This window comes from Candidatus Neomarinimicrobiota bacterium (genome assembly GCA_021734025.1).
In the GTDB taxonomy this organism is placed as follows: domain Bacteria; phylum Fidelibacterota; class JAANXI01; order JAANXI01; family JAANXI01; genus JAANXI01.
Window position 1 is genome coordinate 24,250 of the sequence record JAIPJS010000003.1, and the last position, 14,551, is coordinate 38,800.

Annotated in this window: 10 protein-coding genes; 9 read left to right on the plus strand and 1 reads right to left on the minus strand. The window is 51.8% G+C overall.

From position 1 onward, the window contains the following. The first annotated feature begins 149 nt into the window (after positions 1-149). The 3 genes from gcvPB to K9N57_04390 all read left to right on the plus strand — a co-directional run bounded on the left by gcvPB (position 150) and on the right by K9N57_04390 (position 5,753). Positions 150-1,595: an aminomethyl-transferring glycine dehydrogenase subunit GcvPB gene (gene gcvPB / locus K9N57_04380; protein ID MCF7803404.1), complete on the plus strand. Its 1,446-nt coding sequence runs from the start codon at positions 150-152 to the stop codon at positions 1,593-1,595. Positions 1,596-1,600: 5 nt separating this feature from the next. Continuing rightward, entirely contained in the window at positions 1,601-2,020 is a 420-nt protein-coding gene (locus K9N57_04385; GenBank protein MCF7803405.1) for a DUF296 domain-containing protein, read from the plus strand. 1,153 nt (positions 2,021-3,173) lie between these two features. After that, positions 3,174-5,753: an HD domain-containing protein gene (locus K9N57_04390; GenBank protein MCF7803406.1), complete on the plus strand. Its 2,580-nt coding sequence runs from the start codon at positions 3,174-3,176 to the stop codon at positions 5,751-5,753. Here K9N57_04390 and K9N57_04395 read toward each other — a convergent pair. After that, positions 5,733-8,603, minus strand: a complete 2,871-nt coding sequence (locus K9N57_04395) for a hypothetical protein (protein MCF7803407.1) — start codon at positions 8,601-8,603, stop codon at positions 5,733-5,735. The genes K9N57_04390 and K9N57_04395 overlap by 21 nt on opposite strands. 651 nt (positions 8,604-9,254) lie before the next feature. Here K9N57_04395 and K9N57_04400 point away from each other — a divergent pair. The 6 genes from K9N57_04400 (at position 9,255) to purF (ending at position 14,307) form a co-directional block, all read left to right on the plus strand. Next, complete coding sequence (locus K9N57_04400; protein MCF7803408.1) at positions 9,255-9,638, plus strand: RidA family protein; 384 nt, start codon at positions 9,255-9,257, stop codon at positions 9,636-9,638. Between the two features lie 4 nt (positions 9,639-9,642). Further along, positions 9,643-10,554, plus strand: a complete 912-nt coding sequence (locus K9N57_04405; protein MCF7803409.1) for a diacylglycerol kinase family lipid kinase — start codon at positions 9,643-9,645, stop codon at positions 10,552-10,554. Beyond that, positions 10,551-11,033 carry a hypothetical protein gene (locus K9N57_04410; GenBank protein ID MCF7803410.1) on the plus strand — a complete coding sequence of 161 codons (483 nt, stop codon included), beginning with the start codon at positions 10,551-10,553 and terminating at the stop codon, positions 11,031-11,033. The genes K9N57_04405 and K9N57_04410 overlap by 4 nt, the downstream gene beginning before the upstream one ends. A gap of 27 nt (positions 11,034-11,060) precedes the next feature. After that, positions 11,061-12,452 (plus strand): sodium-dependent transporter, encoded by a 1,392-nt coding sequence (locus K9N57_04415; GenBank protein MCF7803411.1) that lies wholly within the window; start codon positions 11,061-11,063, stop codon positions 12,450-12,452. Then, positions 12,436-12,819, plus strand: a complete 384-nt coding sequence (locus tag K9N57_04420) for a hypothetical protein (protein MCF7803412.1) — start codon at positions 12,436-12,438, stop codon at positions 12,817-12,819. The genes K9N57_04415 and K9N57_04420 overlap by 17 nt, the downstream gene beginning before the upstream one ends. An 84-nt stretch (positions 12,820-12,903) precedes the next feature. Continuing rightward, positions 12,904-14,307: an amidophosphoribosyltransferase gene (gene purF / locus K9N57_04425; GenBank protein ID MCF7803413.1), complete on the plus strand. Its 1,404-nt coding sequence runs from the start codon at positions 12,904-12,906 to the stop codon at positions 14,305-14,307. Positions 14,308-14,551 lie beyond the last annotated feature (244 nt).

Here is a 14,551-nt window from a genome sequence, read left to right on the forward strand (position 1 = left end):
CAAGTCGGGGAACGCAGATATCACAGATAACGCAGATTGTCACAGATAAAAACAAACTCTGTACAATACTATATTTTCATTTTTTTAATCTGTGGTTATACTGTCGTTTCAGCGTCATCTGCGTGCTATTTCTTTAAAAGGTTTAATCTATGTCAACATCGCTACTGAATGAGCTGAGCACCCCGGGCAAGCAGGGTTGCACGCTGCCGGAGTGCGACGTGCCGAAACAAGAACTATCAAATCTTATCCCTGAAGAATATCTCCGGGATAAACCGGCGGAGCTGCCGGAGGTGAGCGAGCCTGAACTGGTGCGGCACTTTACCAATCTCTCGGCGAAGAACTATCACGTGGACAAGAACATGTATCCGCTGGGCAGCTGCACCATGAAGTACAATCCCAAGATTAACGACGCCATTGCATCGCTGCCGGGTTTTGCGGAAGTTCACCCCGAGCAGCCTGTGGAGACGCTCCAGGGGGTATTGCAATTATATTACGAGTTGGAGCAATTGCTTTGCAGCATCACCGGGATGCACTCCTTCACGCTGCAGCCGGCGGCGGGTTCTCACGGCGAGTTGACCGGCGTCATGATCATGCGGAAGTATCACGAGATGCGCGGCAACAAACGGAAACACATTATTATTCCGGATTCGGCGCACGGGACGAATCCCGCCAGCGTGGCAATGGGCGGATTCGAGGCGCTGGAGGTGCAGTCCAACGATCGCGGCATGGTGGATGTGAATGACCTCAGGAATATCATCACCGACGACGTAGCCGGGATGATGCTCACTAATCCGAATACGCTTGGATTATTCGAGGAGGATATCCGCGAAATCACCGACGTACTCCACGAGGTGGACGCACTGATGTACATGGACGGCGCCAATATGAATGCGCTGCTGGGTATTGCGCGTCCCGCCGACATGGGCTTTGATATTACGCATCTGAATTTACACAAGACATTTTCAACCCCGCACGGAGGAGGCGGCCCGGGTTCCGGGCCCATCGGCGTGACCGAGGAACTGGCGAAATTCCTGCCGAAGCCGATTATCACATACGATGAGGAGCAGGACTGGTATGACTTCGACTGGGACTTACCTGAATCCATTGGAAAAATCCACGGATTCTACGGCAATTACGGCATGATGGTGCGGGCATACACGTATATCCGCATGTTGGGTGCACAGGGATTAAAGGAACTGTCGAAGAACGCCATTATCAACGCGAACTATCTGAAAGAGCAGCTGAACGAGACCTTCGACGTGGCGTATCCCCAGCACTGCATGCACGAGTTCGTGCTGAGCGGGACGCGCCAGAAGAAGCGCGGCGCCAATACCATGGATATGGCCAAGCGGCTCCTGGATTACGGATTTCACGCGCCGACGGTCTACTTTCCGCTTATCGTGAAAGAGGCGTTGATGATTGAGCCGACCGAGTCCGAAACCCGCGAGACGCTGGACAATTTCGCCAGCGTTTTGAAACAGATTGATCAAGAAATTGACGAAAACCCGGAACTGGTGCACGACGCACCGCATACGACGCCACTCCGGCGACTTGATGAAGTAACCGCAAACCGCGAACCAAACCTGAGGTGGTAAACGATATGAACGTAGAAAAAACCAATTACGGCTATTATATCCAGCTCGTCAAGGGCGATAAAGTGATGGACAGTCTAACCGAATTTGCGAAGGAACACGGATTGACCTCCGGAACATTCTCCGGGATTGGCGCCTTCCGCGAATTGACGGTAGGTTATTTCGATACCGAGACCCAAAGTTATCCCGAGCGCCATTTCAAGGAGACTCATGAAGTTCTCTCTTGCAAGGGCAATTTTTCGCTGAAGGACGGCGTGCCGTTTCCGCACTGCCACATTGTCTTCGCCGACACTGATTATAACGCCAAGGGCGGCCACCTCATTGAGGCCACCGTTCAGGTCACCGGCGAATTCCGCGTCCTTACCTCGGACAACGAAATTACCAGGGAATACGACGAGGAGATCGGCCTGCATCTCTGGGATTTTTAACGGCAGTGTTTCCGCCTTAGGCGGAGTGTTTCCCGGAAGGGACTCCTCCCGGAGCATGTGTTAAGGTGTTCGGGTTCCCGCCCTCGCACCGCCCAAGAAATTGGTAGGGCTGAACCTAGTACCCCTGATTTGATCTAACTACCCCAACTGTATAACGGACCCCCGCCGAAGGAAAGCGGTACCAGACCGGAACTAGACAGTCATTTGGACCGAGCGCAGGCGAGTGTCCCGTGAGGGATCCCTTTGGGAGAGGAATCTCGTGAAGGAACCTCCACCGGTAGAAAACGAGATCCTTCGACTAAGGTTCTGGCGAACCTTCGCTCAGGATGACTCATTTGCTTATTGACCTTTTCAGGGGTCAACGACCCTGATTAAAAAGGGTCATCTAACACGACGAAGCACAGAGCGGTCACTTAGAGCGCTGCAGATCAATCCGTAAGGTGCTTGGGTTCGCCTTTGAATGAGATTCAAAGGCTACCAAAGTATGTTTTTGGAAATCTCGGTTAACCTCCATATTCGGTATTGAGCCTCGCAATCTCATTGCGAGGCGGTGGGAGGGCGCCTGACTGTCGGTGTCAGGTGAATCACATAACCCACCCGCAGCGAATACAGTCATCCCGACCGAGTCCGGCAGCCGCCGGACGAGCGGAGGGATCTCGTGAAGGAATCTCCGCCGATAAATCAGCGAGATCCCTCGACTCAGGTTCTGGCGAACCTTCGCTCGGGAAGACTGGTTTGCTTTACATAGCCAGGGCCCGAGAGGGAAGTCATTTCGACCGGAAGCCGGCAGCCGCTGGATGGAGTCGAGGAATCTCGCTTGCGATACTCCGAAGTTGAGATTAAGAGAACGAGATCACTCCCTACAGAGATCCCCGCGGGGCTTTTTCCCTTCCAGTCTCCGGTTTATCCCCCTTCTCCCTTCGTCATTTTTTATTGTTCACTCTTCAATCGGGACGCGGGGAAGTGGGCGCCTGGACATTAGAAATTGGATATTCGGCGATTGATATTCGCTCCGTTTTCCTTGCTCTGTGTGAGAAAACCTGATTACGATTACGAAAACACACAACTTTAACACGGTAACACGGTAACACAGTAACACAGTAACACAGTTTTCCCTGTCAATTCATGTCGTGCTTTTTGTATTATTAACGTCATGGAAAAAATCCAACAGCGGCTGGACGAAATTGCGGAAACCTATCTAGAGCGTTCCGGGGAGGAGACCTGTCTGCAGCTGACCGGCGCCGTGGATTCGGTCTTGCTGAAGGCGGCGAGCCATTTCCGGGAAAAGGTGCTGCTCATCGGCATCGGCGGATTCGGGCGCCGGGAGCTTTCCAGGTTTTCGGACGTGGATCTCCTGGTGCTTTATTCGGAGGCCGATAAGGACGAAATAGAGGAACTGCTGAAGCAATTTCTGCATCCGCTGTGGGATGCACGTCTGGACGTGAAATACAGCGCGCATACGCTGTCCGAGGTCGAAGCCAAAGCGGTTGAAGATTCGGATTTCGCCAGTGCGCTTACCGAATACCGTATCCTGTTCGGCCGGGAAGACCTGGCCAAAGATTTCAAGGGCTGGGCTGATAAGTATTTCGATGGCGGAAAAAAAGAATTTGTTAATATTAAACTTGAGGAATCCAAAGCTCGCCGGGATAAATACGGCAATACCTATAAGTTGCTGGAACCGAATATTAAGGAATCCGCCGGCGGTCTCCGGGATTTGCATACCATCCACTGGATTGCGGTGGGCAAAGGCTGGTGCACCCCCGGAGTCACCTCGGAAGAAAGCATCGGCTCCTCCGAAGTATTACAATGGATGGTTAACAACGATTTTATTACGTCCAGGGAATATGCAGCCATTAAAGACGCGTATGACTTTTTGCTCCAGGTGCGGCACGGCACCCACTTTATTACACAGTCGAAGGGGAGCAAGTCCAACTTCCTGGATATCAACATCCGGCACACACTGGCGGAGCAGTTCGGCTATATTCTGAACGGGGAGCCGGACGTCCAGGCATTTATGCTGGCGTATTACCGGGCGGCCAGGGAACTGGATTACGCGCACAATTTTTTTCTGCAGGAAAAGCGCTACCGGGAGCAATCAGGACAACGTTTCCGGCGCACCAAATCGCTGAAAGGGTTCCCGGGGTTGTTGCGTCAGGGAAACAAGGTCATATTGGATGAAAAGCAAAGTCTGCCGAAGGAACCGACCTTACTGGTGAAGTTTATCCTGTACGCCCAGGAACACGATCTGCAACTGACAAGCGGCGTTCGCCACACGATTGAACAGGTCGTCCATTCCCTGGACGATTCCGATTTCCAGACGCCGGAAGTCGGGGAAATCCTGAATAATATTCTCCTGAATCCGGACGCCGGAGAAATGCTCCGGACATTACTTTACACTGAGATGCTGGTCAAAATTATCCCGGAGATCTCCACGATCCGTCGGCTCCACATCCAGAGCATGTTCCATTATTATACCGTGGATGAACACACCTTCAGGGCCATCGATAACCTTCAAAATAAACTGTTCAACTCATCGAACAGCGATCCTTACAAGTTCGAAGAAGTCTACGAGAATCTGTCCGACACCATCCCCCTCTACTGGGCACTGCTGTTACACGATTTTGGCAAAGCGGTGGATCGGGATGAGCACGATGAGATCGGTGCGGAACTTGTGGGAACTATACTGGAGCGGCTCGGCCAGGAAAAGTATACCGACACCGTTAAATTCCTCATCGCCGAACACATGGAGATGGAGATGCATGCCCTTCGCCGGGATGTGAACAGGGAAGAGACCATCCGTTCCTTCGCAGAGATAGTGCAGGATGAGGATTCGCTGCGGCTCATGTACCTGATGACGTTCTCCGACATCAGCGCGGTGAAGCCGGATCTCTGGACGGACTGGAAGGCGACGCTGCTCTACGAACTCTATTGGAAGACGCGGCAGTATCTCCGGAAAGAGCCTATTCGACCGCCAAGTGATGAAATCGGTGGAATTTCAGAGGAATTGCAGGAGGAATTTCATATTCACACCGACGAAATGGGATTCCGGTACACGGCGCTCTTCTCCGAGCAGGAGATTCAGGAGCATATCCGGGCCATCAACCGCCTAAAGGATCCTGACGATGAGCGCAGCGTAGTCGTGTATCAGGTAAACGAGGTTGGATTTACCAAATTGTCCGTCATCACCAGGGATCGCCCCAAACTTCTCTCAACCGTCTGTAGCGTCCTGACTTCGCACGATTGCGACATTATCGACGCCTCCATTTTTACCAGAGAAGACGATATCGCTATCGATCAATTTCGTGTAATACCTGTGGGCGGCGGTACCCATCTTAATAGTGATTCGCACAAAGCCATCAGGAAGACGCTTGAGAAGGTGTTTGCCGATGAAGAGACGCCGGAGCAACTCATCGAACAAGCGGAACAGCGCTGGCGATGGCACGCCCAAAGCAGTTTCGGTGTCGCCGTCTCTCCGCATATTCAATGGACGCGGGAGCAGAAATACATCGTGCTAGAGGTGACCGGTCAGGATCAGACCGGATTATTATACTACCTGACTCGAATGATCGCCGAAGTCGGGTTCAATATTCACTCGGCGAAAATTCACACCGAAAACCACGAGATTACCGATATTTTTTATTTGGGTCCGCCGAACGGCTATGGTGTGGATTCTGAAGAAACGAATCAGGTGCTGAATGAGTTGGAAAAAACTTTACGTAAATTCCTGAAGTAACTTTTTCCGAAGTGTAGTGTTTGCCTCTTGCCCGCGTTGCAACGTTTCCCGTACTGTTTCCTCCAGAGACTCCGGCCCCCCGAACCCGGCATTGACAGCAAGATAGTCCCGTTTTTGTGCATCGATTGGCACGGAATTGATGGAGCCCTCAACGAATAATCCCAGAAACCATCGTAATCGCTGATAAAATGCATAAACCTCTCTGAGAGTATACACGGAATCACCAGAGACCTGAACGCCGGGAAGATCAACCCATTCCAGGCTATTCCGGACAGGAAAATATCCACCGGCCTGAAAGGAGAAATCAAAGCCTTTGGTCGAACGTTTTTGGCGATTAACCGTCGCTTCCCACTCCAGTAATGAGTCCCAGAAGTTCCGTTTAGATATCCGGTTATGTACCTGCTCATCCAGTAACTCAGACGCATTGTTCCAGAGAGACCGTTCACCCCAGAGATGGTACGCCTTGGTCATGGCCTGGAATTCCCACCCGGACATCCGTTCCCTGATGTAGTGTTTATAGTCATTAACCGGCATTATCAGGGGAGAAGAAGACCCCTCCGGCCGCAGCCTGAAATCGAATGACACCAGCCGGCCCTGCACAGTGTATTGCTGGAGTGTAGCGACATATTCCTGGACGGCTTCCGTGATTTCGGTGTAGATGTCCGTTTTGGAGACCAGAAACACCAGATCCAGGTCAGACGAGAAAACCATGGAATTTGTTGCCGCCGATCCGGCAATGATGACACAGAGATCCTCGCGGTAGTCCTGTAGCCAGTAATCCAGAGATGCAGAGATTAGCGCACGGTGCGCGATGGCGAACTGGGCTTGCGTTTCCTGTAATGTCATATGATTGGCTATCCAGTGGATGATAACAGTCAGGAGGACATCGTGGTGCAGATTCTGTGCTTCTTCGAGCCAGTTGTCTTCGTCTATTTCGCGGTGACTCAGCCGGGCATAGATTTCCGGGAAATGATCGTCCGGTATGCTGTCGGAAGGCAAACTGATGAGCGTATCCAGGAGTCCGGGCTGCTGGATAATCCATGGAATGACCTTGGGAGCGACCGAAATGAGCCGGAGGAAAAGCGAGAGCACTTCCGGATTTGACGTAAAAATTTTATACAGACTGCCCAGGGCATAATACGATCGGAGCACCCGCTCGAAGTCGGTCAGCGCCTGCGCCGGAGCCGGTTGATCTTCCAGTTGCGACAGCAGCGTGGGGCAGAGATCCCAGAACGCCTCCCGTGTTGGTGCGTCGTGATGATTGGGGAATTTCCCGGTCGCCAGCGACTGGATTTGGGTGGCCGCCTTTCGCGGTTCAGAGAACCCGGCGTCGGAAAAGTATTGATACCAGTCTTCATCGGAGTAGTTACTGTAGTCATCGCCGCCGGCTTCACTCGTAATATCGAAAACCGAGTTGTAGATATCCCGGATAACCTCCATAGTTTCCGTCGCTTTTTGGTACAGGGTATCATAATCATCGAACTTGATGGAGGAGGCGATGAGCTGATTGTCCGGTTCTTCCCTGGGAAGGATATGCGTCTGCCGGTTCTCCTGCAGCTGGAGTGCATGTTCGATTTGCCGGAGAAATTTATACGCCGCCTGGAGGGTGAGGGATTCATCCGTGGTCAGGTACCGGTCGTCAACGGAGAGTTTTTTAAGGCTTTTTACGGAATTGCCGGAACGGATGTCGGGGTTTTTTCCGCCAAATTGCAGATGGAGAGCCTGCACAATAAATTCGATGTCCCGGATACCGCCGGGATCGGACTTCACATTGAGGCCGTCGGAAGTAATAGTCTCGGACTTTTTCCGCATGCCAACCACCTCTTCCAGCGGTGACTGTATTGATTTCGGAAAAATAAAGGGCTCGAACCGCCGGAGCGCTTCCTCACCGAATTGGATATCGCCGGAAACGGGTCTGGCCTTGAGGAGCATCTGCCGCTCCCAGAGCCGGCCGCGGATTTCGTAGTAATGGAGATACGCCGACAGCGACTGGCAAAGAATCCCTGAGGTGCCGTCCGGCCGCAACCGGGTGTCCACGCGGTAGAGCATGCCGTGCTCCGACTGCTCGTTCAAGATGCGGCATATTTCCTCGGCGATCTTCTGGTAGGCCGCATTGTAAGATTCGCCGCTGGGCAGCTTGCCGTCTTTATCGTAAATGAACATCAGATCGATGTCGGAGCTGTAATTCAGTTCAGCGCCTCCGAGTTTGCCCAGTGCAATAACCGTAAACTGGGAATCCGGCAGCCGGTCCTTTGCTGCGAACGACCGTGTGACCATCCGGGTAACGATCCGGATCAGGGTTTCCGCCAGGTTGCTCAGGTCGGTGGTCGTTCGCTCAAAATCGCTAATCTCCAGGAGATCCCGGATGGCGATCCGGAGAAAATGGCGCCGGTGCAGCCGGTGCAGAAAGGAATGCCGGCGATAGGGTGATTCGAACGAGAGCACCGTATTTTCGAATTGCCGCTGCAGGGCCGTCCGTTCCAGGTCTCGCCCCAGAGAGGATTCTTCGATGAGCCAGTAAAAATCTTCCGGATTCCGGATCAGCAATTCGGCAATGTAGGGCGCTTTGGAGAGGGCGTTCCAGAGAATTTCGAAGGCGGACGGATACGATTCCAAAAAATCGAACAGTGTCGACGGTTCGGACAGAGAATCCAGGAAGCGCTCCAGGTGGTTCAGGCCGATCCACGGCTTATCGCTGTGCTGAACCCAAAAGATGGCATTCGCAAGTACCGTGGGATAGTCGGTGTCGAATTGCTGGAAAATCCGCTCCCAGTTCCGCAGAAACCGCCGGGAATCCGGAAGGGAATCGGCGAGGTAGTGCCCGGCAATGCGATGTGTCGGAAAATCCATGATGCAATGTAGCTTACAGGAGAGTTGATGGCAAATGAAAAGCGCGTCAACAACAGTGGTATAGTGTTACAGTGTTCAAGTGTTCAGGTTAACCACGGCTTGAACAGCGTTATCCCCATACCATTGATTACAGGATTTGGTTGGTGATAATCGGTCTACCCTGGCGGGACTTATGACGGAATAGGTGCTTTGAATACCCACCAATAAGTTGGTGGGCTAAAATCGATCGTCCCTTCGGGACTAAAAACGGCAAAAAAGCATCTACCAACCGAACGAGTTCTATTAGAAACAATAGGGACGATAATGAATAGCCCCGGGATTTATCCCGGGGAATCCGGGAACAAAAATAGGTAAAGTCCCACCAGGGACGGCTGACAAATCCACCACCGGCAATAATATATAACGCGAGCACTACCCTAGGGGCTGTCCCGGTCAATAATTTTCATAACAAAATAACACTAAACCACCTCACCGCGTTTTTACTTGCCCCGCAGGGATCCCTTCGGGAAACACTCGAACACCTGAACACTTTACCTCTTAACACTGTTTCAACTGATATAACGTTGACATTATTGGGGGAGGATCGTAAAATCTTTTTCTGCTTCACAATCCAATCTGCTTGGAATTCAATTACACAATTATGAGGGAATTATGGGGAAAAAGGTAATTGAAACAGCCAATGCTCCAAAGCCCGTCGGAACATACAGTCAGGGAATCGTTGCGAACGGTTTTTTGTTCTCAGCCGGTCAGATAGGGATCGATCCCAAAACCGGTGAACTGGTGACCGACTCTTTTGCTGCGGAAGTCCGCCAGGTCTTTCACAACCTCCAGGCTGTGTTATCCGGTGGCGGTCTTACCCTGGACAATGTCGTCAAATTCAAGGTATTTATGACCGACCTGAGCCAGTTCGGAACGGTGAATGAAGTGTTTGCGGAATACTATCCCACGGAACCCCCGGCGCGATCGGCCGTTGAGGTCAGCGCTCTCCCAAAAAACGCCAATATCGAAATCGAATGTATCGCCGTCTGCGAATAAATTAATGGCTGCTGCCCATCGGTATAAAATTATTGCCAACCCGGCCGCCGGCCACGGTAAAACTCTACGTCATCTGGACGAAGTCCAGCATTACCTCATCGACGCCGGACTGGACTATACTCTCGAGTTTACCCATACCCCGCTGGAAGCGGCGGATATTGCTCACAAAACGACTCATGAAGATTACGACGTAGTTGTAGCGTTTGGTGGTGATGGAACGATAAACGAGGTTCTGAACGGGTTAGTTGGTGAGGATTGCCACCTGGGAATTATCCCGTGCGGCACCGGCAATGACTTTGCCCGGAGTGCGGGGATTCCAAATGATATTGGTGCCGCTATCGAGATTCTGAAAGGTCACTCCGTGCAGTCTATTGATATTGGGAAGGTAGGGGGACGATTTTTTATCAATAGTGTTGGCGTGGGATTTGATGCGCTAGTGAATCATCAGGCCACCAAAATTACTAGACTCCGCGGCGAGGCACGGTATGTTGCCGCGCTGATAAAGTCTCTGTTGCAATATGCGGCCATTGACATGGAAGTCAAGTTCAATGGTACTATCAAAGTTGGGAGGACTTACTTGGTGGCTTTGGGTAATGGACATACGGTTGGCGGTGGTTTCCGGCTGACACCTGATGCTGTACTCAACGACGCTTCCTTTGATATTTGCTACATCGAGGATGTTTCAATTGGCACCATTTTGCGGCATTTTCCCAAATTGTTCAACGGGAAAATCGGCGCCGTCCAGCAGGTCACCATGGAACGGTCCCCGGATTTATACATTACCAGCGACCACAACCTGCCCGTGCACATGGACGGTGAAGTGTTCGCTATGAATGCCAGAGATATTCATGTGCAGATAGTGCCGGATGCGGTGAAAGTCATCGGAAATTGGGACCGAAACGCGACTATTGTATGATGGGCTCTTCTGTATCTCCGCCATTAAACTCCGGGATCGGAGCGCGGCTTTGGTTCGGATTCCTTTTGGTGATAATCCCAGCGATAATCCTGCCGCAGTCTCCTCCGGACACAGCAGACAATTTACCGTCCCCCAGGGGAGCGCTGATCAGATCTGTAATAATTCCGGGCTGGGGACAGGCCTACACCGGGCATTATCTGAAAGCCGCCGGTTTTTTGGGCACGCATGCCTTTTTCGCCTATAAATTTTACGATGTCCATCAACAGCTGGATACGATATCGGATGTAACGGAAAGGAATAAAACCGAATATCGCCGAAATACATGGGCCTGGCGATATTTGGCGGCGTATTTGCTCTGTATTACTGATGCTTACGTTGATGCACATCTGGCGGGATTCCCGGAAGACGATACGGATTTATCGCTGGGATTCACACCGACGGACATAGGGTGGCAGATGAATATCGGGATAACTTTTTAAACGACGAGACGCACCGGAGGATACACAATGGATTCTCAATTGACTCGCGAACACTGGGGATCGCGGCTTGGCTTTGTGCTGGCGGCGGTCGGCTCCGCTGTCGGACTGGGGAATATCTGGAAATTTCCGTACATCACCGGCGAAAACGGCGGGGGCCTGTTCGTCCTGATTTATCTATTTTGTATCGCGTTGGTTGGAATCCCCATCATGATGGCGGAAATCACTATCGGCCGCTCCAGCCAAAAATCGCCAGTGGGCGCGTTCGCTGAGCTAGCTGGCGAAAACAGCAACTGGAAGCTGGTCGGATTTCTCGGCGTATTGTCCGGTTTTGTGATTCTGTCTTATTACAGCGTAGTCGCTGGCTGGGCTCTTAACTATACCTTTATGTCCCTGACCAATTTTTTCGAGGGAAAAACGCCGACCGAGATCGGGAATACCTTTACGACGCTGTATACTTCGGGCGGAATTAACGTCTTCTGGCACGCCATCTTTATGGTGCTAGTGGTCGGAGTCGTTATTGGCGGTGTGAAAAAGGGGATTGAACGCTGGAATCGGTTTCTCATGCCGGTGCTTATCATGATTTTCGTCATCCTTGCGATTATTTCAATGTTTCTCAGCGGCTGGGGCGAAGCGGTGGATTTTGTCTTTTTCCCGCATGTTGACCGACTAAAGCCGTCAGGCGTTTTGGAGGCGCTGGGGCATGCGTTTTTCACACTGAGCCTTGGTATGGGCGCCATGTTAACCTACGGAAGCTATCTGGAACGCGATTCGGATATCCCGAAAGCCTCCATCATGATCGGCATCCTGGATACCTTTGTAGCCTTGCTGGCGTGTATGGTCATGTTCCCTATCATCTTTACCTACGGCCACGATCCGCAGGCCGGACCGGGTTTGGTCTTCCAGACGCTCCCGATAATATTTAGCGAAATCGGCGGTGGAGGGATGTTCCTCTCATTCCTGTTCTTTGTCCTGATCGTCTTTGCCGCGCTTTCTTCGGCGGTGTCGCTCCTCGAAGTTGTTACATCGTATTTTATTGATCAAATGGAGTGGGACCGAAAGAAGGCGACGCTGCTGACCGGGGCCATTGTATTCCTGTTCGGAATTCCGAGCGCACTCAGCGGCAGCGGGGATCTGTTTCCCCAATGGGAGGCCATGTACGGTAAAAACTTCTTTGATACCGTGGATTACCTCGCGAGTAACTGGATGCTTCCGTTGGGCGGGCTGTTTATCTCCATTTACGTTGGCTGGGGACTGGATCCGGCACTCCGGAAGGCGGAGTTGACCAAGGGAACCAGCTGGACCCAATCCTGGTTCTACAAGGGATGGGTAATTCTACTAAAATATATTGCCCCTGTGGCCGTGATGCTGATTATCATCCAGCGGGTCGGGCTGATCGATATCGATGCGCTGCTTCGCTAATTTACTGGTTTTCGTGGTGATAGCAGGCGCGATCTCTCCGGTGAGGTGTGATGAGCCGGTTGTGAGCCTGCCGGATGAGCCAATAAGAAATACCATAAGCCTGAAAATGCCTCCATCCTGGAAGCAAATAGATAAGATGAAGCATATGACATCCGGTTTTATGCTGGTGATGACCTCCGGATACTACCTTCGGCAGCGTGAGGATGGAGCGCTGATCCCTTCACTGGGAATATCACTGGGGATAGGCGTATTAAAAGAGGCGAGAGACTATTGCGCTGAGGAGGGCGTCTTCAGCTGGGGTGATCTTGTGGCGGATGCTGTCGGGGTGATCGCCGGGGGAGTGGTCCTGCATCAGGTGTCGAAATGAGCAGATTCTGTTTGGGGCTTGTGAAGTGGAATGGGTTCTCTTAATATTAAGGTTATCAAAAATAACGAGGCAGAAAAATAAACCATGTGTGGAATAATTGGCGTTCACAATAATCCGGAAGCATCGGTGCTCAGTTACCTTGGCATGTATGCGTTACAGCACCGGGGACAGGAAAGTGCCGGGATTGTCTCGACAGACGGGAATGTGGCATTTAAGCACCACGGGATGGGGTTGGTCGCAGATGTGTTTTCGGATCGGAAGATCCTGGAAAACCTGAAGGGCGGAAGTGCTATCGGGCATAATCGGTATTCCACCACTGGCGGCTCGCACATGGTGAACGTCCAGCCGCTGCTATTCAATTATCGCGGTGGTAAACTGGCGATCAGTCATAACGGTAACCTGGTAAACATCGCCGAGATTCGCGATCGGCTTATCAATAACGGGGCATTGTTCCAGACGACGTCTGACACGGAAATCATCATGCACCTGATCGCCCACAGCGATAAGGACACCCTGGTGGATCGAACGCTGGACGCCTTTCGGCAGGTCCAGGGGGCATATTCACTTTTAATTCTGACCGAAGATGAACTAATTGCTGCCAGGGATCCCCATGGATTCCGGCCGCTCTGTATGGGGAAACTGGGGGAGACCACTATCTTTGCAAGTGAGTCGTGTGCGTTTGATCTGATTGGCGCCGAGTATATCCGGGATATTGAGCCGGGCGAGCTGGTAAGCGTCAATAACAGCGGACTCCAGTCATACGAAATTACCAACCAAATTGACCGAAGACACTGTGTCTTCGAGTACGTTTATTTTTCGCGTCCGGACAGCCGGATTTACAGCGATAACGTGGACAAAACCCGCCGGAAACTCGGGAAGAACCTGGCGCACGAAGCGCCATGTCCCAACGCCGATATCGTCATCTCCGTTCCGGATTCCAGTAATACCGCCGCCCTGGGATATGCCCGGGAAAGCGGTCTCCGGTTCGAGCTGGGACTCATCCGGAATCACTATGTTGGGCGGACGTTTATCCATCCGACCCAAACCATGCGGGACACCAGCGTGCGCATCAAGTTTAACACCGTCGAAGGTGTACTCAACGGAAAAAAAGTCGTGGTCGTGGAAGATTCAATTGTTCGTGGCACCACGCTAAAATCTCTCACGAAACTTCTCCGGGAATCCGGTGCGGCAGAAGTGCACATCCGGGTCAGCTCACCGCCGATTAAGCATCCCTGCTTTTACGGATTGGATTTTCCGGAACGAGACAGTCTCATCGCCAATAATATGAGCATTGAGGAGATGCGGACATTCCTGAACGTGGACAGTCTGCAGTATCTTTCCATAGAGGGGATGATCACCGCGTCGGACCTCGATCCTGACGATTTTTGCCACGCCTGCTTTTCCGGTGATTATCCCGTGTCGATCCGGGACGAGGGGATGCACGATAAAACCCGGTATGAATCCGAACCGGAGGTCGCCGCCCCGTAAACATCGTTTCTTCAATCACAAAATTCCCCGAGGTCTCTGCCTCGGGGTAGTTCATTTTAGCGGCACTGTGGTGTATTCACTTTATCATACTCCTCACAAGAATCCTTTGGACTCGGAATTAGGAAAAATTACAAGATCCTGAAAAGTTTTGTATCCTGACAGAATTAGCCTGCAGAAAAGTGCGGGCCATTAACAGGCTGACCCGGGAATTTCTATCATTTGCCTGCCCACAAATGTGTCAGAC

What these genes read in the sequence shown, in the direction of transcription:
- gcvPB (MCF7803404.1), top strand. Translation starts at nt 150, where the DNA reads ATGTCAACATCGCTACTGAATGAGCTGAGCACCCCGGGCAAGCAGGGT.
- K9N57_04385 (MCF7803405.1), top strand. Translation starts at nt 1,601, where the DNA reads ATGAACGTAGAAAAAACCAATTACGGCTATTATATCCAGCTCGTCAAG.
- K9N57_04390 (MCF7803406.1), top strand. Translation starts at nt 3,174, where the DNA reads ATGGAAAAAATCCAACAGCGGCTGGACGAAATTGCGGAAACCTATCTA.
- K9N57_04395 (MCF7803407.1), bottom strand. Translation starts at nt 8,603, where the DNA reads ATGGATTTTCCGACACATCGCATTGCCGGGCACTACCTCGCCGATTCC.
- K9N57_04400 (MCF7803408.1), top strand. Translation starts at nt 9,255, where the DNA reads ATGGGGAAAAAGGTAATTGAAACAGCCAATGCTCCAAAGCCCGTCGGA.
- K9N57_04405 (MCF7803409.1), top strand. Translation starts at nt 9,643, where the DNA reads ATGGCTGCTGCCCATCGGTATAAAATTATTGCCAACCCGGCCGCCGGC.
- K9N57_04410 (MCF7803410.1), top strand. Translation starts at nt 10,551, where the DNA reads ATGATGGGCTCTTCTGTATCTCCGCCATTAAACTCCGGGATCGGAGCG.
- K9N57_04415 (MCF7803411.1), top strand. Translation starts at nt 11,061, where the DNA reads ATGGATTCTCAATTGACTCGCGAACACTGGGGATCGCGGCTTGGCTTT.
- K9N57_04420 (MCF7803412.1), top strand. Translation starts at nt 12,436, where the DNA reads ATGCGCTGCTTCGCTAATTTACTGGTTTTCGTGGTGATAGCAGGCGCG.
- purF (MCF7803413.1), top strand. Translation starts at nt 12,904, where the DNA reads ATGTGTGGAATAATTGGCGTTCACAATAATCCGGAAGCATCGGTGCTC.